We start from the raw sequence: 16,644 nt of genomic DNA, 5'->3' as shown, positions 1-16,644 counted from the left end.
CCAAAATAGCAATTATCGACCTTTAGTTTCACCACAAATCCACGACTATTCTCTAAATGTTTCCGTAGAAAAATATTTCAGAAAGCATCCTGATTCTTATCTCCTGTTTCCTGCTTCAGTTTAGGATGAAGGCTTTAAAATGCCAATTATCGCTCTGTAGTTACCAGTTGAGATAATTTCAGAATTATATAAACTTTTACGCTGGCTTACGGCAATTAAGATCATCACAACCACCAAAATAAGAGCAGCAATTAAGGGGATTATTTTTTAACAAAATCCGCGGGCTAGGAAATAATGAATGCTGTAAGTAAATTTTGGCACCTCCAGAAACTATCTGCTATTATGTTCATCAAAAAGATTTTGATCAACGAAATATTTCCGAGGTATAAAAAGAGATAAATCTATGTTGAACGATTTCTTTTGCTGATATCCAAAATCGAATCTGTGAAAACCCTATAAAAACAAAAGAGGCTATTAGAAAATCCTTTAATCGTTTCTACCAATGCTTCAAGAATGATAAAACGAAAAAGTATTTTCTAACAGCCTTCTTATGAATAAATAATATTCTTTTTATTTTAGGCTCGCCACCATGCATCCCTCGTAAAGAGCAATCTTACCGTTAATTAAAGCAAGACCTTCTTCTTTAGAAATTCCATGTTTAATTTTCACTTCTTCGCCATTGGGTAAGTAAACTATGTAGAAACCTTCTTCATAGGAAGAAAGCTTGATCTTCTCACCGTCTTTAACCGCATTCCATGATTTATCTGTAGGATCGAAAACCATCTTTAATTCACTTCCTTTTCTATCACCAGAAAGCACCTTAATTTTGATTTCGTTCTTAGTAGCGATCATTTCGTATTTTACACCGTCCTTTTCAATAAGCTGCTTTTGAGATTCGCCCTCATTCATAGCTACAGGGTTATCTCCGCTCCAAAATTCAACCACGTTAAAAATCAATACGTCTCCCGCATAAAACAGCGGATAAACAGGAATAATATTTAATCCCCAGAAAATTGCATTGTTGACGAATTTGTTATCGGCCGCGTCCTCGTTCCAGTCCCTAAGTCCATTCCAGGCACTAAAGGAACCCAAACAACTTGTGCTTAAAAAAGCTAATGATAATACACTACACATTAAAAGTTTTCTCATAATCATTTTGTTTTTAGTTAATTTTACGAAAAGTACTAAAAATACTAAAGCCATACACTTAGCTCATGGACCGAGAATCTTAAAATTTTCGAAAATTTATGTAAGATAATCCTAAAACTTTGCAATTACACCACCAGATAGAGAAACGCTGCGACTATGATATTTCGTATTTCTGGTTTGCTATGAAAGTAAAAAACCCTTCCGAAAATTTCAGAAGGGTTTTATTATTTTAAAAAAAGAAAGCTTTTTAAGCCTCAAACGGTTCGATAGAAACGTAAGATTTATTATCTCTTTTTTTAGTAAATTTTACAAGGCCGTCTACTTTGGCATGTAAAGTATGATCTTTTCCTGCGTACACATTCTCACCTGGATTGTGTGCAGTACCTCTTTGTCTTACAATGATATTTCCGGCTATGGCAGCTTGACCTCCAAATATCTTTACACCTAAGCGTTTCGATTCTGATTCTCTACCGTTCTTGGAACTACCAACTCCTTTTTTGTGAGCCATCTTATATTAGTTTTAGTATATTAATAAAATTAGCTTAATGCAGCAACCAATTCTGCTTTCTTCATTGAAGAATATCCTTCAACTCCTTTGTCTTTCGCCATCTCTCTCAATTCAACAACCGTGTAGTTGTTTAAATCTTCAGATTGGTTGTCGGACTTAGCTTTAGTTTCTTCTTTCTTTTCAGTTTTTTCTGAAGAAGAAGATTTCTTACCACCTTTTAAAGTGATGTCTCCAATTTGAATTTCTGTCAAAGATTGACGGTGTCCATTCTTAACACGGTAACCTTTACGTCTTTTCTTTTTGAAAACAATTACTTTGTCTCCTTTTAGGTGGCGGGTAATTTTTGCTCCCACGAGAGCACCTTCTATAGCCGGGGCGCCTAAAGTAATATCGTCACCATCACCGGTAAGAAGAACATTATCAAAAGAGACGCTGTCCCCTTCTTCTCCCGCCAAACGGTGTACAAATACTTTCTGATCTTTTGCAACTTTAAATTGCTGCCCTGCTATCTCTACAATTGCGTACATAGCGTATTTAATTAATTATTTAAAGATAATTGTGCTTATTTCAAGCGGGTGCAAATATACTCCTAAATAATTAATTGACAAAGTGTTTATATATTTTACGCGCTAATTTTATAACGTATGTTCTTTACCCTCCTCTGTATTCCTGGAGACCTTATGCAATTGCACCCAGGCAAAAGTGAGCGCCAGGGTACTGGCAAAACCAGCCAGCGCAACTCCTACCAGCAGAAAACCTACAGTAGAAGACCAATCTGTCACCCAAACCGGCATAGCCTTTTCCATAAACTCTGTATCTATTTCTGTAGCATAAACAAGAAAGAAGACTGTAAATATTGCGGTGGCAAGGAAGCCTGCAGTTAATCCTACCATAAAGCCTTTTCTGAACTTAAACTTGGGCCCTGCTTCCTTTTTATAACCTGAAATAGCAAAATATAAGCCCGCTCCTAATATCACCATGTTAAAAATACTAAAAGCAGGATATTTATGAAGCCCAAATAGTGATAGTATCAAAAAATACACAATAAGAGCGGCCGCAATACCGAGCCCGAATTTTATTGGAGTACTTAATTTCTTCATTGCTTTTGATTTTTCATAGTAAATTTCAGAAAAAACTTGCATTTTTTGCCTTAAGGCCTTGTTAATTTATAACTGAAGCTCAATAAAACGGGGGCCTTCAATAAAAAAATCTTCTATGTAACAAATTCAACTTTTTTGTTACTTATATTAGACATTAATAAAAACAACTTAAAAATGATCCACAAGATTAAAACCACCGCCATCGCCCTATTTTTTGGGGTCTGCGCAATTGCCCAGGAGGTAGACTTTACCGAGTATGACCTGGACAATGGATTACATGTAATTTTACACCAGGATAATACAGCTCCCGTTGTCACCGTTGGAGTGATGTACCACGTAGGTGCCAAAGACGAAGAAGTTGGCCGTTCTGGTTTTGCTCACTTTTTTGAGCATCTTTTATTTGAAGGCACTGAAAATATTGAGCGTGGAAAATGGTTCGATATTGTTGCCGCTAATGGCGGTAGTAATAACGCCAACACCACACAGGACCGCACATATTACTACGAAACATTCCCTTCTAATAACCTTGAACTTGGTCTATGGATGGAATCTGAAAGAATGCTCCACCCGGTTATTAATGAAATTGGCGTAGAAACCCAGAATGAGGTCGTGAAAGAAGAAAAGCGCTCTCGTATAGACAATGCGCCATACGGAAAGATTATTTACTCTACTGGTATCAACAAATATGTTTTTGACAAGCATCCCTACAAAAATTCAGTAATTGGCACCATGGAAGATCTTGATGCAGCCGAACTTGAAGAATTTAGAGCATTTTTCGATAAATACTACGGACCAAATAATGCTACCCTGGTAGTGGCCGGAGATATTGAGATTGAAGAAACACGGGAAATGATTAAGGATTATTTTTCCGAGATTCCTAAAGCAAATGAAGTAGAGCGTGTCTCAATAAAAGAAGAGCCCATTACCGGGGCTATCACCGCTACAGAATACGACAGCAATATTCAAATTCCTGCTAAGCTGTTTGTTTACCGTACGCCCTCTATGATAGAAAAAGACGCTTATACTTTAGATATGATTTCTTCTATCCTTACAGATGGCAGAAGCTCCAGAATGTACAAGAAAATGGTAGACGAAGAAAAAACTGCACTACAGGTATTGGCTTTTCCAAGGTCTCAGGAAGATTACGGAACTTACGTAATGGGCGCTCTTGCGTTGGGAGAAACTCCGTTAGATACCCTTGCCACTTCTATGGATGAAGAAATTGACAAACTTCAATCGGAATTGATCTCTGAAAAAGAATACCAAAAACTTCAGAATAAATTCGAGAACCGTTTTGTAAATTCAAATAGTAGCATCCAGGGAATTGCTTCTTCCCTTGCCACATACAATGTACTTTATGGAGACACCGATCTTATTAACGAAGAGATTGAAATCTACAGAGATATCACAAGAGAAGATATTAAACGAGTTGCAAATGAATATCTAAACGATAACCAAAGACTCGAGTTAGACTACTTACCTGAAAGCGAAAAGGAATAAATTAAAAAAATAGAAAGAATGAAATTTAATATTATAACATTATTTATTGCCTGTTTTTTGACTACAGCGGCAATTGCACAGGTAGACCGTTCTAAACAACCGGAACCAGGACCGGCACCAAAGATCAACCTTGGGCAGCCAGATGAATTTACACTTAGCAACGGTTTAAAAGTTCTAGTAGTAGAAAATCACAAATTACCACGAGTCTCTGCCTCTTTAATTCTAGATAATAAACCACACGCTGAAGAAAAACCGGCGACTTCTGACTTGGTTTCTTCTTTAATGGGCACCGGAACCGAGAATATGTCTAAAGATGATTTTAATGAGGAAATAGACTTTTTAGGAGCCCGTATAAGTTTTGGATCAGAAAGCGTATATGCAAGTTCCCTTTCCAAGTTTTTCCCACGGGTAATGGAACTTATGGCTGAAGGAGCTTTAAGGCCAAAATTTACACAGGAAGAATTTGAAGCGGAAAAGAACAAACAGGTAGAAGGCTTAAAATCCATTAATAAAGATGTGGGCTCTATCGCAAGCCGCGTAAGTGCAGCTTTAGCTTATGGTGCCAATCACCCTTACGGGGAATTTGCTACCGTGGAAAATACCGAAAATGTTACTCTAGAAGATGTTGAGAAGTTTTACAACAGCTATTTTAAACCGGGCAATGCTTATCTTGTTGTAGTGGGTGATGTCAAGACATCTGAAGTAAAGAAATTAGCCAGGAAGAACTTTGGTAGTTGGGAAGCTGGTGCTCCAAACGAGAAGGACCTGCCAATAGTCGGTAATGTTGACGAAACTCAAATCAACCTGGTGGATATGCCGAATGCGGTACAGAGCGAATTAAGACTTCAGAACACTATAGACCTTAAAATGTCTGATGAGGATTACTTCCCGGTACTAGTTGCAAATCAAATACTGGGCGGCAGCTTTGGAAGTTACCTCAACATGAACCTTAGGGAAGACAAAGGTTACACATACGGAGCAAGAACCAGCACAGGAGCCGATAAGTATGCTTCGAGGTTTGTTGCCCAGGCAAGTGTGAGAAACGCTGTAACCGATAGTGCAATTGTAGAATCTTTAAAAGAGATAAGAAGAATTAAGACTGAGCCTGTAGATCCTGAAATGCTGGAAAACGCTAAAAGTAAATTTGCCGGTGATTTCGTTTTACGCTTAGAACAACCTTCTACAATTGCCAATTACGCACTTAATGTAAAAACCAACGATCTTTCGGAAGATTTTTACGAAACTTTTCTTCAAAATATCAATGCGGTTACTGCAGAGGACATTCAGCGTGTCGCCAACAAGTATTATCAGACCGATAATATGAGGTTAATAATAGCAGGTAAAGCTTCAGAAATCGCTGAAAACCTGGAGAAAATAGAGTTTAACGAAAAAACCATTCCGGTTAGATATTACAATAAGCTAGGTGAGGAAGTTGAAAAACCGCAAGCTAAAGAAGTTGATCCTTCTGTAACCGTAGTAAAGGTTTACCAGGATTATATCGAAGCTATTGGTGGCCGTAATGCTGTAGAAGAAATAGAAAGCGTTGTTATGAAAGCTGAAGCTTCAGTACAGGGAATGGCTTTAAACCTCGTATTAAAAAGAACTGCGGACGGTAAGCTAAACCAGGAAGTTTCTGTTGGCGGGAATGTAATGAGCAAGCAGGTATTTGATGGTGAATCTGGATTTGTGGTGGCACAGGGACAAAAAATGCCTTACAACGAAGATCAGATCACAGCTGCTAAAATAGATGCCAATCCGTTTCCTGAACTAAAAGCCGGTGATGCTACTTTAGAAGGGATTGAGAGCGTTGAAGGTGTTGATGCTTATGTTGTTGCTTTAAATGAAAACAACAAAGCCTACTACAGCGTAGAAAGCGGCTTGAAACTGCAAACGGTGCAAACGGTAGCGCAGGCAGGGCAAACAATGTCTATACCAACGGGCTACAGCGACTACCAGGAAGTAGAAGGAGTGAAATTTCCTTTTAAAATGACCCAGGCAGCAGGCCCACAGACATTTGAGTTTGATGTAACTGAAATCATGATCAACGAAGGAATAAGCGAGGCTGATTTCCAGGAATAAGAATTTTATTAATGTTAGAAGAGCCGGTTTTCTCAGGAAAACCGGCTCTTTTGCTTTAATGAAACTGCTTTCTACGCCTGGTATAGATGCTTTTTGTTCGATTCACAATAAATACACCTATCAGAATCACAGATGCGGAAAAGAGCTGCCAGAAAGTAAATATCTCCCCATCCATTAAACCCCAGCCTAGTGCTACAACAGGAATTGTATAGGTGACTGAGGTGGTGAAAACGGGATCTGAAATTTGCACAAGTCGGTTAAAAATGATCATTGCAACCCCGGTGCCCAAAATGCCCAATATCGCCACATAGCCAATAGAAGAAAGCATTTCACCTTCAGTAAAATTAGTACTAAAGAATCCTGAAAAATAAAGCATTGCCAGAGCCGGAAAAAGAAGAACAAAGAAATTACCCGCAGCTATCCCCAGGGCCGAAATATCATGCATATACGTCTTCAGGATATTTACATTTACAGCATAAAATCCTGCGGCAAGTATCACTAAACCAGAATAAAAATAATTCTGATCTGGATTTACACTGGCACCACTTAGAATTAGCCCAAATGTACCAATCAGCCCTATAATGACACCCAGGATTTTATTCTGCGTAAAAACCGCACCAAAGAAGAAAGCTCCAAAAAGGAGGGTCAATAAAGGAGTGGTTGCATTCAGAATAGAGGCTATTGCGCTGTCAATTTCGGTTTCTGCAAACGAGAAGAGGTAAACAGGAAAGAAGGAACCCAGAAAACCGGAAATAATTATCCATTTCCACTGCCTTGATTTCAACTTCAGCAAAGTTCTGAACCCCACCAGTATTAGGAAAATCGCGGCAAAAATTATCCTGAAAGAGCTTACCTGAACAGCAGAAAGACCAATTAGTCCTTTTTTAATTAAAATAAATGAACTTCCCCAAACCAGGGAAAGCAGGACGAGATAAGTCCATTTTAGATTTTTAGCAGGCATATCAATTTTTTAGAGCTGCAAAAATCGATATTCTAAAAGAGCTTCAAAGTAAAAGTGCAAAATTTATTTCCACTCCAGGCTCTCCATCAAATAACGGATATCTTTTTTAAGATAAGCTGCCGCCGGGACAATAGAATCGTAATTCGGTAAACTATCAAAATACACCGATCCTGTTAAAAAATGATTTGTACTGTCTGTTAAATAAAACTGAGCCTGTGAGGCTGCGTTTCCGGAAACTTCGTAAAACATTCCATAGGTATTTCGAATATCATTGGTATAGATATCACCTTCAATGGCATCGGCTTTAATCGTGTGCTGCAATGGCAATTTTTGAGCATCACGAAGTAAGGAATCAAGGTTATTGTTTACCGGTTGATACGTAAGATAAATAGATCCGTTCATAAGCTCATACTCCAGGTTTAACCAGCACGGGATGTTTACCCTGGCAGGAGCCAAAGTGGCAAGATCATTTTTTTCAAAAGAAAACGGGCAGCCGAAGTTAACACGTGAGTATTCCGGCTCAGGATATTCCAGCGCCAGGAATCCTTTTGGTTTGGGCTGGGGATCATCTGCACATGCAAAGAAGAGTACCGTTAATAATAAGAACAAAGATTTACTTAGGTTCATACCGGTGCGATATTCAGTTTTATTTGCTTAATACGCCTGTCGTCAATTACTTCTACTTTAAAGGTATAGTTAAGAAAAATAATTTCATCATTCTTTTTGGGAAAACCGCCAGAAATCTCCAGCAAGAAACCGGCCAATGTTTCCGCTTCTCCCCTTTGCTCTTCAAAAGCAGAAGTATCTTCAAGTTTTATAATCTTATAAAAATCTTTTAATGAAGTTTTTCCTTCAAAGATAAAGTTACTTTCATCCAGTTTAGAATAAATTAAGTCTTCATCATCAAATTCGTCACTTATATCTCCAACAATTTCCTCTATAATATCCTCCAGGGAAATAAGACCGCTGGTCCCCCCATATTCATCTACCACTATCGCCAGGTGATTTCTTTTACTTTGGAAGTCGCTCAACAAATCATCCAGTTTCTTGTTTTCCGGGACAAAATAAGGCTCCCTTAAAAGAGTTGTCCATTCAAATACCTGCTCGTTTATATAGGGCAGTAAATCTTTAACGTAAAGTATTCCCGAAACATTATCTATATTCTCTTTATAAACAGGAATTCTCGAGTAGCCGTTCTCAATAATTGCAGGTATGATCTCCTTATAATTGTCGGCTTCATTTAATGCAAAAATATCCATTCTGGGGCGCATCACCTGTTTGGTATCTGTATTTCCAAAAGATACAATCCCCTTTAAAATCTTCTGTTCTTCCCTTGTGGTATCCTCCTCACTTGTTAATTCCAGCGCCTGCGAGAGATGATCTATACTTATAAAAGATCTTTTTCTACCAAATTTATCCTGAATATATAACGTTACCGCACGCATTGGAGTACTAAGCGGAGAAAAAACCGTATCTAAAAAATTAAGCGGATAAGCCATAATTCCAGAAAATTTTACATTATTCCTGCTGGCGTACACCTTGGGGAGAATTTCTCCAAATAGTAATATAAGGAAAGTAACAAGGCCCACTTCTACTATAAACCTAAAATCAACACCCATAAATTCCATATCTGTCGCTCCAAATAAATCATCTGCAAGCGAATCAAAAAGTAGAACTATAGCAATGTTTATAAAATTATTTGCTACCAAGATAGTAGCCAGTAATTTTTTAGGTTTATCAAGAAGCTTAATAACAATCTCCTGGGTCTTTGTTCTCTTCCCATCTTCTGTAACAAAGTTAGCGGGGGTAAGTGAAAAAAAAGCAACTTCAGCACCAGAGATGAGTGCAGAACATAGCAATAGTAGCAATAAGATTAAGGTACTTATTACATCGGTTATGTCGAAAGCGGCCCAAAGCAATAGCAAACTGGGAGGTTCCGGATCCAAAGGCGAAAATTTTAGTTAAACTCTAGAATGGCAAATCGTCTTCCTCTTCGTTTTGACCAATCGGTTGATTTGCAAAGTTATCATTTTTTGACTGGCTTTTCGTTTCTGACATTGGTGAATTTTGAGACTGGCTCCCAGAATCACTTTCACCTTTAGGCGTAAGAAAAGTAAATTCTGTGCATTGCACTTCAGTAGAATACCTGTCGTTACCCTGGTCATCCTGCCATTTACGTGTTTTGATGCGACCTTCTATGTAAACTTTATCTCCTTTTTTAAGATATTTCTCACAAACTTCAGCAGCCTTGTTTCGCACCACAACATTGTGCCACTCAGTATTATTTACTTTCTCTCCGGTGGTCCTGTTGGTATAAACTTCATTGGTCGCCAGGGGAAAACGGCCAATAACGCCACCACCTTCAAAATAATGCATTTTTACATCATCTCCCGTGTGCCCAATGAGCATTACCTTGTTAAGTGTTCCTGTCATTTCTTCTTTATTTTAATTGCGCAATTATAACTGTATGTAAAATACTGAAAAAATTAGCGGCTTAGGAACGTCAAAACTATAAAATTTGGACAAATTTTGCTCAATAGTCCGCAGGTTCATATTCATTAAGAAAATTCTGAATCAAAACCGGAACGGGATATTTGGCAATTTTCGACATCGGAATCCCCTTGGCGGGTGTTTTTTTTAGACTAACCAGCCAGAAACGTGCATAAATATGCTGATGTGAAAGTTTATGGACCACAGGTTTTTCATTGTATAATTGAATAGAAGAATTCTCACCGGTTTTCTCCTTTATTTCTTCCAGGGACAGGAATTCCAAAGCAGTCAACTGCTTTTCTGTTTCAATTAAAGGAAACTCATATAATCCGTTCCAGATTCCCTTTCCCTTTCTTTGATGAAGAAGTGTCGTATTTTCTTCGGAATAAAAAACGAGGTAATTAAAAAACCGATGCCTGATTTTGCCTTTTTTCAGCTTTACAGGTAATTCTGAAATTCTATTCTCCTCTAAAGCAAGGCAACTATTATTAAAAGGACAGCTCACGCACAAAGGGTTTTTTGGTTTGCATTGCAGTGCTCCAAATTCCATTAACGCCTGGTTAAAAGCTGAAGGGTTTTCTTTATCCAGCAATTCTGTAGCCAGAGCTTTAAACTCCTTAACTCCGGCAGAAGAATTTATTGGTGTATCGCTACCAAAATATCTCGCCAAAACACGGTAAACATTTCCATCTACCACTGCGACCGGTTCATTATAACAAATAGAGGCAACCGCGCTAGCCGTGTAATCCCCAACTCCTTTTAATTTTTTTAACTCCTTATAATTGTCAGGAAAAATTCCGTCGCATTCTTCAGCAATATATTTTGCCGTATCGTGCAGGTTCCTGGCCCTGGAATAATAACCAAGTCCCTGCCAAAGCTTTAAGACCTCCTGCTGAGAAGCTTCCGCAAGATGAAAAACGGAGGGAAAAGCTTCAATAAACCGAAAATAATACGGCATTCCCTGCTCTACCCGCGTCTGTTGAAGCATAATTTCGCTTAGCCATATCCTGTAAGGATCATTAGTTTTACGCCACGGCAAGTCACGTTTACTAGTTAAGTACCAATTAATCAAGACATTGGAAAATTGCATAAATTTAATTTTCTGCCTGCAATATAAAATCTTTATTCCGTTATTATTTAATGGATTAGGCTTGAAATATTGAAGATATAATTCTTATATTTGCCCCCTTGAAAATTCAAACCCCAATTATAAAATAGCACGAAAATGACGAAAGCAGATATCGTAGCAAACATTTCAGAAAAATTAGGAATGGAAAAAGGAGATGTTCAGGCTACTATTGAATCCTTTATGGAAGAAGTTAAAACTTCTTTGGAAAGTGGAGATAATGTATATTTGAGAGGTTTTGGAAGCTTTGTTGTAAAAACACGAGCAGAAAAAACCGGAAGAAATATTTCTAAGAACACCACAATTAAAATACCAGCTCACAACATTCCTGCTTTTAAACCTGCAAAGATTTTTGTTGAAGGTGTTAAGAGTAATGTAGAGGTGAAAGAATAACTGTTTTCCCTAAAAACAGAAACCAACAAAGAATTATTAATTAAAAAGACAACACTATGCCAAGTGGTAAAAAAAGAAAAAGACATAAGGTAGCCACGCACAAGCGTAAAAAAAGAAGAAGAGCTAACCGTCACAAGAAAAAGTAGTTCCAGAACTACTTTTTTCATTTTAAAACGTTCATTGAAATCGAAACTGAAGCCAATATGGTTTACAGTTTCTTCAGGATTGAAAACCCTGTGAAAAAAATAATGTTTAATCCATCTGTGTCTGCCTTGGCAGGTATAGATTAAAATCTAAAAGAGTGGACAAAGAATTAATTATCCGGTCCGAATCCTCTGCTGTAGATTTTGCCTTAACAAAAGATGGAAAACTTATTGAACTCAACAAGGAAGAAGATGACAGTAAATTTAATGTTGGCGATATTCTTATCGCTAAAATTAGAAAAGCTGTCCCCGGTTTAAATGCCGCATTTGTAAATGTTGGTTATGAAAAGGATGGTTTTTTACACTATCACGATCTGGGTCCTCAAGTATCTTCTTTGCTTAAGTTCATAAAACGTGTAAGCACAGGTAAACTGAAAGATTATTCTTTAAAGAATTTTTCTTTTGAAAAAGACATAGATAAAGACGGTAGTATTACCGATGTCTTAAAATCAAATCAGTCGCTACTGGTTCAGGTAGTAAAAGAACCAATCTCCACTAAAGGCCCCCGGCTAAGCTCAGAGCTTTCCCTGCCGGGACGTTATATAGTGCTGGTTCCTTTTTCTAACCGGGTTTCGGTTTCACAAAAAATCGAAAGCAAGGAAGAAAAGGAACGTTTAAAAAGATTGGTTAAAAGCATTAAACCCAAAGGGTTTGGTGTTATTGTAAGAACCGTAGCCGAAGGCAAAAAAGTAGCAGAACTGGACAGAGATCTCCAAAATTTAATGGGGCGCTGGACAGCAATGTGTAAAAAATTGTATAAACCGCACCATCCTTCAAAGGTGTTAGGAGAACTAAACAGGGCTTCTTCCCTGTTGAGAGATATCTTTAACGATAGCTTCACCTCCATTATAGTAGATGAAGAAGCGCTTTATACTCAAATTAAAGATTATGTGGGCGAGATCGTCCCAGAAAAAGAATCAATAGTAAAATTGTACCAATCCAATGTACCAATCTTTGAAAAACACGGTATCGAAAGACAAATAAAAACTTCCTTTGGGCGCACCGTCTCCATGAGTAAAGGCGCCTATCTGGTTATAGAACATACCGAAGCCATGCATGTTATAGACGTAAACAGTGGCAACAGGTCTAATAAATCCAGAAACCAGGAAGATACCGCACTCGAGGTGAATATGATAAGCGCTACCGAAATAGCCCGCCAGTTACGACTTCGTGACATGGGAGGAATTATAGTAGTAGATTTTATCGATATGAACAAAGCTGAAAATCGTAAAAAGCTCTTCGACCACCTACGAAATGAAATGAGTGATGACAGGGCAAAACATAAGATTTTGCCGCCTAGTAAATTTGGATTGATTCAAATTACAAGACAGCGCGTAAGGCCCGAAATGAATATTAAAACCCGTGAAGTCAACCCGAACGGAACTGGTGAAATTGAGGCACCAATAATTCTAATAAACAAGATAAAGGCCGACTTTGAGAAGTTACTTAAGAAGAATCACAAAAAGATCACTTTAAGTGCGCATCCATTTATTGCAGCCTTTTTAACAAAAGGCTTTCCATCTCCCCGATCGCAATGGTTTATGGACCATAAACGTTGGGTGAAAATCTTACCTAGAGACGCTTACACGTATTTAGAATACCACTTTCACGATAAAGACGGGAAAGTAATTATATAATTAAAAACGCCTTTCGTTAATTCGGGAGGCGTTTTTTTGTTTCTCGATTTCTTCTCTACGTTCCTGAAATTTTTTAGCTTCATATTTCCTGCCTAAATTACTCTTTAATAAAAACAGGGAAATATTCATATTGACCAGATAAAATCTTGAGTACTTCAAACATTAACCTTTTAATTTAAGGCAAGTCAGGATGAATATTAACAATCTAAATTTCCCAGCTGAAGTGGAAAAAATTAAAAACCAAGCTAAAACCTAGTATTTTATTCAGCCTATTTTTTCTTTATATCATAATTATGCCTTTATTTATCACCTAAGAGGCGAAAGTGGAGAGAGTACTGCGATATTCCTAAGAAAAAACAGAAAATGAGAATTTACCTGTGAATTCCCGGTATCAGTTGTGCAGTTCTAAAAATAATATTCAAACACACCTAAGCCTTCCATCTTACAAACTTTCACTTAAAAGTTAACTTTTTGATGAAGTATTATTTTACCACTATTCTCATTTTTTTCGCCTTTGCAATTCAAGCCCAAAAACTATTTGAAACTCCCCCAGGCACTGTTAGAGTAAACGATAGCCTGTATATTGATAAAGGGCCCGTTGATAATATCATGTATTTAGAATTTACAGACAAGGTTAAAGATCTATGGAACCTTACTCTACATGATTCTTTAAAATCTTTAGAACTGGAAAATATCAATAAATCCCTTTCGTCACACTCATTAAATCCCGAACAAAGCAAAGAAATCTACAATAAAATAATTTTGGCGAAAAATCAAAAAATTTCAGATAGTATAAATATCCTATATTATTTTAATCATCCTGAGTACCAGTATCATCCTGTTGTTGGTATTTCAAAAGATCGGGCTCGATTATTTTGCCAATGGCGAACGGATATGGTGAATTTGAAATGGAGCAAAGAAATAAAAGACGATAAGAGAAAGTATAAAAAAATTAAATACAGGCTTCCCACCTACGAAGAATTTGAACTGGCGAAAAAAACAATGGAAGAGAATAACAATTTATTGCTTGTAAATCAAAATTCGCCTATAGACTTAGATCTTAAAAAACTTTTGAATGAAGATAATTTCATATTATTAAGCATTCCAGAATTCACGACATCAAATAGAAATTTTAAAGAAGATTCACCTAAACTAAAGAATACAGATAAACCGAATGACGATTACATTTTTTTTCGATGTATTTGTGAAATATAAGAAATAACTTTTTCGAACCGAGTTATAACAATTAGAGAAAAATCCCATACCAGAAATTGATATAAAATTAGTCAGAGAAGCCACTATATTAACAGGTAACCTTTTATTTACTTCACAACCTTGAATAAAACGCATAAATCCTATACCGTAAAAGAAGCTACCATTAAGCTGATGCAGTTTTGTGCCTATCGCGATCGTTCCCATAAAGAAGTAGAAGAAAAACTGAAGGAGATGAATATGATTCCCGCAGCACAGGAACAAATCATAATTAAGTTAATGCAGGAGAATTTTTTAAACGAAGAACGTTTTGCCAGAAGCTTTGTGCGGGGAAAATTCAGAATAAAAAAATGGGGCAGGATTAAAATCAAGCAGGAACTTAAGCTAAAAGATATTTCCAATCCTGTGATTAAAATCGCTCTTACAGAAATTGATGAAAGTGATTATATTTCCACCTTACATGAAGTAGCCGAAAAAAAAGTCAGACTTTTAAAAGAATCCAATCCTTTTAAAAAAAGGAAAAAACTCGCCGATCATTTACTCCGCAGAGGTTATGAGGCGAGTCTTGTATACCAAATTACCGAGGATTACCTCAGCTAATATTTATTATTTGACGGGATCTACCCCAATTTGTTTTAGTATTCCCAGTTCATCACTGCTTCCCCAGCGCTCTACCATCTTCCCATCTTCAAACCTGCTAATTTGCATTCCGCGGGCTTTAATAGATTTTCCGGTACCGGCAACTCCCATAAAATCACCTTTGTGAGTCCCCGTAAGCGTATACGCAAAAGCGACATTATCCTCATCGGCCACCAACTGCTCAACCTCTACTTCCATATCGGGAAAAGCATTTCTCATCATCGTGAAAAAATCGATATATCCCTGCGGGCCCGGTCCCTGATTAGGTGCCGGATCATGATCCTTCACATCATCAGCCACTAAATCTCTTAAATTTTCAAGATTTCCGGTATTTATAGACTCGCCAAATTTTTTCTGAATTTCTTTGTTCTCTTCTTTACTCATAATATTTTTAATTTTCGTTCCTCCTGAAGTTCACAAAAATCCTGAGTATATAAAAATTACTTTTGATTGTTTTAGGCATGTCTTAAGAAGGATTAACATATAACACACTCCTGGCCATCCATCTGCAGCTCCTTTAAAAAATTTAAATCTTATAAAGAAGGGTTTTTCAGAAGTTGAAAAAACTACTGCTCAATTTTATTCCTCTGGTGCGTCTTTTTAACCGCCTGTTCGTTCTTATAATCAATCCATTTCTGCCCCTTCCATTTACGCATATAATTGTCGAAATGACGCATAAAGAACACGTTATAAACCGCTTTTGAGAAATTCGCAACACTACGTGGTGTGGCGCGCAGGCTCATAGAAAAGCCGGCGGTAAGATAAGTCATCTGGTGCCAGTAACCCTCTGGCATATAAAGTGCTTCTCCGTGGTTTAATTCGGTTATATAACCTTTTGCTTTTTTAAGCGCCGGAAACTTTTCAAAATCAGGATTTACAAAATCTATGTCCTGTCTGGAAATAAGTGCATGCGGCACTTTGTAAAGGTACTGGCTTTCTGAAGGCGGAAATAAGATACATTGCTTCTTGCCATGGAAATGAAAATGAAGAATATTGGCAAAATCTATATCGTAATGCATAAATACTTTCGAGTTCTCTCCTCCAAAAAACAGTGTTGGAAGCTGCTTTAGAAAGCGGATGCCTAAATCTGGAAACGAAAAATCCTTCTGAAGTGACGGCACTTCTTTAAGCAAATGATACAGAAAAATACGATAATTTGTGGGCCCCGATTTAAGCAACTCAATGTATTCAGACATTTTCATTTTCGTATGCGGCTCATTAAACTTATATTTTGAAGAAATGGGCCTGTCGTCGTATAGCGGCACAACCTTATCACCCGCGACCTGGTCTATATATTCCAGGTTCCATTTTTCGTAGGCCGGCCAGTCTTCAATAAGCTGCTCAATTACCACAGGTTTTTGAGGTCGCACGTATTTCCTGAGAAAATCAGCTTTAGAAATTCGCTTCTCTCTTGGTATCTCCGCAAGTTGCAGTCCGTCGCTCATCATCAATCAGTTTCTATACTTATGCGTATTATTATAGCTCTCTTTTTCCGGTTTTACCTCTTCTATTGCCGCTTCCGAAGTATAAAAATGACTCTTAAACTGTCTCCGGAAGTGCATGCAAATTTAAGGATAAACTTGTACTTTTTTATAAAAGCAGGTTAATTCTTAGAAAAAGAAGCGCAAAGATTCTGCAAATTCTGAA

Annotated in this window: 17 protein-coding genes; 6 read left to right on the top strand and 11 right to left on the bottom strand. The window is 37.4% G+C overall.

Features of this window, described 5'->3' with window-relative positions; all coding sequences use genetic code 11:
- Positions 1–570: 570 nt before the first annotated feature.
- The 4 genes from RM529_RS03325 to RM529_RS03310 all read right to left on the bottom strand — a co-directional run bounded on the left by RM529_RS03325 (position 571) and on the right by RM529_RS03310 (position 2,757).
- Positions 571–1,149, bottom strand: a complete 579-nt coding sequence (locus tag RM529_RS03325) for a DUF3332 domain-containing protein (protein WP_311483335.1) — start codon at positions 1,147–1,149, stop codon at positions 571–573.
- Positions 1,150–1,396: 247 nt separating this feature from the next.
- Positions 1,397–1,657 carry a 50S ribosomal protein L27 gene (gene rpmA / locus RM529_RS03320; RefSeq protein ID WP_311483334.1) on the bottom strand — a complete coding sequence of 87 codons (261 nt, stop codon included), beginning with the start codon at positions 1,655–1,657 and terminating at the stop codon, positions 1,397–1,399.
- Positions 1,658–1,686: 29 nt separating this feature from the next.
- Positions 1,687–2,184, bottom strand: coding sequence for a 50S ribosomal protein L21 (gene rplU, locus RM529_RS03315; RefSeq protein WP_311483333.1), 498 nt, complete (start codon positions 2,182–2,184; stop codon positions 1,687–1,689).
- A gap of 108 nt (positions 2,185–2,292) precedes the next feature.
- Positions 2,293–2,757 carry a DUF4199 domain-containing protein gene (locus RM529_RS03310; RefSeq protein ID WP_311483332.1) on the bottom strand — a complete coding sequence of 155 codons (465 nt, stop codon included), beginning with the start codon at positions 2,755–2,757 and terminating at the stop codon, positions 2,293–2,295.
- Between the two features lie 174 nt (positions 2,758–2,931).
- Between RM529_RS03310 and RM529_RS03305 the strand changes: the two genes are divergently transcribed.
- Both RM529_RS03305 and RM529_RS03300 read left to right on the top strand, forming a co-directional pair.
- Complete coding sequence (locus tag RM529_RS03305) at positions 2,932–4,257, top strand: M16 family metallopeptidase (RefSeq protein ID WP_311483331.1); 1,326 nt, start codon at positions 2,932–2,934, stop codon at positions 4,255–4,257.
- 18 nt (positions 4,258–4,275) lie between these two features.
- Complete coding sequence (locus tag RM529_RS03300) at positions 4,276–6,336, top strand: M16 family metallopeptidase (protein ID WP_311483330.1); 2,061 nt, start codon at positions 4,276–4,278, stop codon at positions 6,334–6,336.
- A gap of 55 nt (positions 6,337–6,391) precedes the next feature.
- On the opposite strand, the gene RM529_RS03295 is transcribed toward RM529_RS03300, so the two are convergent.
- From RM529_RS03295 to mutY, 5 genes are all read right to left on the bottom strand, one after another.
- Positions 6,392–7,297, bottom strand: coding sequence for a DMT family transporter (locus RM529_RS03295; RefSeq protein ID WP_311483329.1), 906 nt, complete (start codon positions 7,295–7,297; stop codon positions 6,392–6,394).
- A gap of 63 nt (positions 7,298–7,360) precedes the next feature.
- Positions 7,361–7,924, bottom strand: coding sequence for a gliding motility lipoprotein GldD (gene gldD / locus RM529_RS03290; RefSeq protein ID WP_311483328.1), 564 nt, complete (start codon positions 7,922–7,924; stop codon positions 7,361–7,363).
- Positions 7,921–9,243 (bottom strand): gliding motility-associated protein GldE, encoded by a 1,323-nt coding sequence (locus RM529_RS03285; protein ID WP_311483326.1) that lies wholly within the window; start codon positions 9,241–9,243, stop codon positions 7,921–7,923. The genes gldD and RM529_RS03285 overlap by 4 nt, the downstream gene beginning before the upstream one ends.
- A gap of 22 nt (positions 9,244–9,265) precedes the next feature.
- On the bottom strand, positions 9,266–9,730 hold the full coding sequence (locus RM529_RS03280) for a single-stranded DNA-binding protein (protein WP_311483325.1): 465 nt from the start codon (positions 9,728–9,730) through the stop codon (positions 9,266–9,268).
- A gap of 100 nt (positions 9,731–9,830) precedes the next feature.
- Positions 9,831–10,877, bottom strand: coding sequence for an A/G-specific adenine glycosylase (mutY, locus tag RM529_RS03275; protein WP_311483324.1), 1,047 nt, complete (start codon positions 10,875–10,877; stop codon positions 9,831–9,833).
- Between the two features lie 135 nt (positions 10,878–11,012).
- On the opposite strand from mutY, the gene RM529_RS03270 reads away from it, so the two are divergent.
- From RM529_RS03270 to RM529_RS03255, 4 genes are all read left to right on the top strand, one after another.
- Positions 11,013–11,306: an HU family DNA-binding protein gene (locus RM529_RS03270; RefSeq protein ID WP_311483323.1), complete on the top strand. Its 294-nt coding sequence runs from the start codon at positions 11,013–11,015 to the stop codon at positions 11,304–11,306.
- Positions 11,307–11,607: 301 nt separating this feature from the next.
- Positions 11,608–13,146 carry an Rne/Rng family ribonuclease gene (locus tag RM529_RS03265; RefSeq protein ID WP_311483322.1) on the top strand — a complete coding sequence of 513 codons (1,539 nt, stop codon included), beginning with the start codon at positions 11,608–11,610 and terminating at the stop codon, positions 13,144–13,146.
- A gap of 474 nt (positions 13,147–13,620) precedes the next feature.
- On the top strand, positions 13,621–14,361 hold the full coding sequence (locus RM529_RS03260; protein ID WP_311483321.1) for an SUMF1/EgtB/PvdO family nonheme iron enzyme: 741 nt from the start codon (positions 13,621–13,623) through the stop codon (positions 14,359–14,361).
- 120 nt (positions 14,362–14,481) lie between these two features.
- On the top strand, positions 14,482–14,958 hold the full coding sequence (locus RM529_RS03255) for a regulatory protein RecX (RefSeq protein ID WP_432264524.1): 477 nt from the start codon (positions 14,482–14,484) through the stop codon (positions 14,956–14,958).
- Positions 14,959–14,964: 6 nt separating this feature from the next.
- On the opposite strand, the gene RM529_RS03250 is transcribed toward RM529_RS03255, so the two are convergent.
- Positions 14,965–15,381 (bottom strand): ester cyclase, encoded by a 417-nt coding sequence (locus RM529_RS03250; protein ID WP_311483320.1) that lies wholly within the window; start codon positions 15,379–15,381, stop codon positions 14,965–14,967.
- Positions 15,382–15,563: 182 nt separating this feature from the next.
- Complete coding sequence (locus RM529_RS03245) at positions 15,564–16,445, bottom strand: cupin-like domain-containing protein (RefSeq protein WP_311483319.1); 882 nt, start codon at positions 16,443–16,445, stop codon at positions 15,564–15,566.
- Between the last annotated feature and the right edge of the window lie 199 nt (positions 16,446–16,644).

Source organism: Autumnicola edwardsiae (genome assembly GCF_031846505.1).
Classification (GTDB): domain Bacteria; phylum Bacteroidota; class Bacteroidia; order Flavobacteriales; family Flavobacteriaceae; genus Autumnicola; species Autumnicola edwardsiae.
The sequence above is the reverse complement of the archived record's forward strand: the minus strand, read 5'-3'. Positions and strand labels throughout refer to the sequence as shown.

Excerpts from the sequence above, each read along its gene's own strand:
- RM529_RS03325 (WP_311483335.1), bottom strand. The coding sequence starts at position 1,149 with ATGAGAAAACTTTTAATGTGTAGTGTATTATCATTAGCTTTTTTAAGC.
- rpmA (WP_311483334.1), bottom strand. The coding sequence starts at position 1,657 with ATGGCTCACAAAAAAGGAGTTGGTAGTTCCAAGAACGGTAGAGAATCA.
- rplU (WP_311483333.1), bottom strand. The coding sequence starts at position 2,184 with ATGTACGCAATTGTAGAGATAGCAGGGCAGCAATTTAAAGTTGCAAAA.
- RM529_RS03310 (WP_311483332.1), bottom strand. The coding sequence starts at position 2,757 with ATGAAGAAATTAAGTACTCCAATAAAATTCGGGCTCGGTATTGCGGCC.
- RM529_RS03305 (WP_311483331.1), top strand. The coding sequence starts at position 2,932 with ATGATCCACAAGATTAAAACCACCGCCATCGCCCTATTTTTTGGGGTC.
- RM529_RS03300 (WP_311483330.1), top strand. The coding sequence starts at position 4,276 with ATGAAATTTAATATTATAACATTATTTATTGCCTGTTTTTTGACTACA.
- RM529_RS03295 (WP_311483329.1), bottom strand. The coding sequence starts at position 7,297 with ATGCCTGCTAAAAATCTAAAATGGACTTATCTCGTCCTGCTTTCCCTG.
- gldD (WP_311483328.1), bottom strand. The coding sequence starts at position 7,924 with ATGAACCTAAGTAAATCTTTGTTCTTATTATTAACGGTACTCTTCTTT.
- RM529_RS03280 (WP_311483325.1), bottom strand. The coding sequence starts at position 9,730 with ATGACAGGAACACTTAACAAGGTAATGCTCATTGGGCACACGGGAGAT.
- mutY (WP_311483324.1), bottom strand. The coding sequence starts at position 10,877 with ATGCAATTTTCCAATGTCTTGATTAATTGGTACTTAACTAGTAAACGT.
- RM529_RS03270 (WP_311483323.1), top strand. The coding sequence starts at position 11,013 with ATGACGAAAGCAGATATCGTAGCAAACATTTCAGAAAAATTAGGAATG.
- RM529_RS03260 (WP_311483321.1), top strand. The coding sequence starts at position 13,621 with ATGAAGTATTATTTTACCACTATTCTCATTTTTTTCGCCTTTGCAATT.
- RM529_RS03250 (WP_311483320.1), bottom strand. The coding sequence starts at position 15,381 with ATGAGTAAAGAAGAGAACAAAGAAATTCAGAAAAAATTTGGCGAGTCT.
- RM529_RS03245 (WP_311483319.1), bottom strand. The coding sequence starts at position 16,445 with ATGATGAGCGACGGACTGCAACTTGCGGAGATACCAAGAGAGAAGCGA.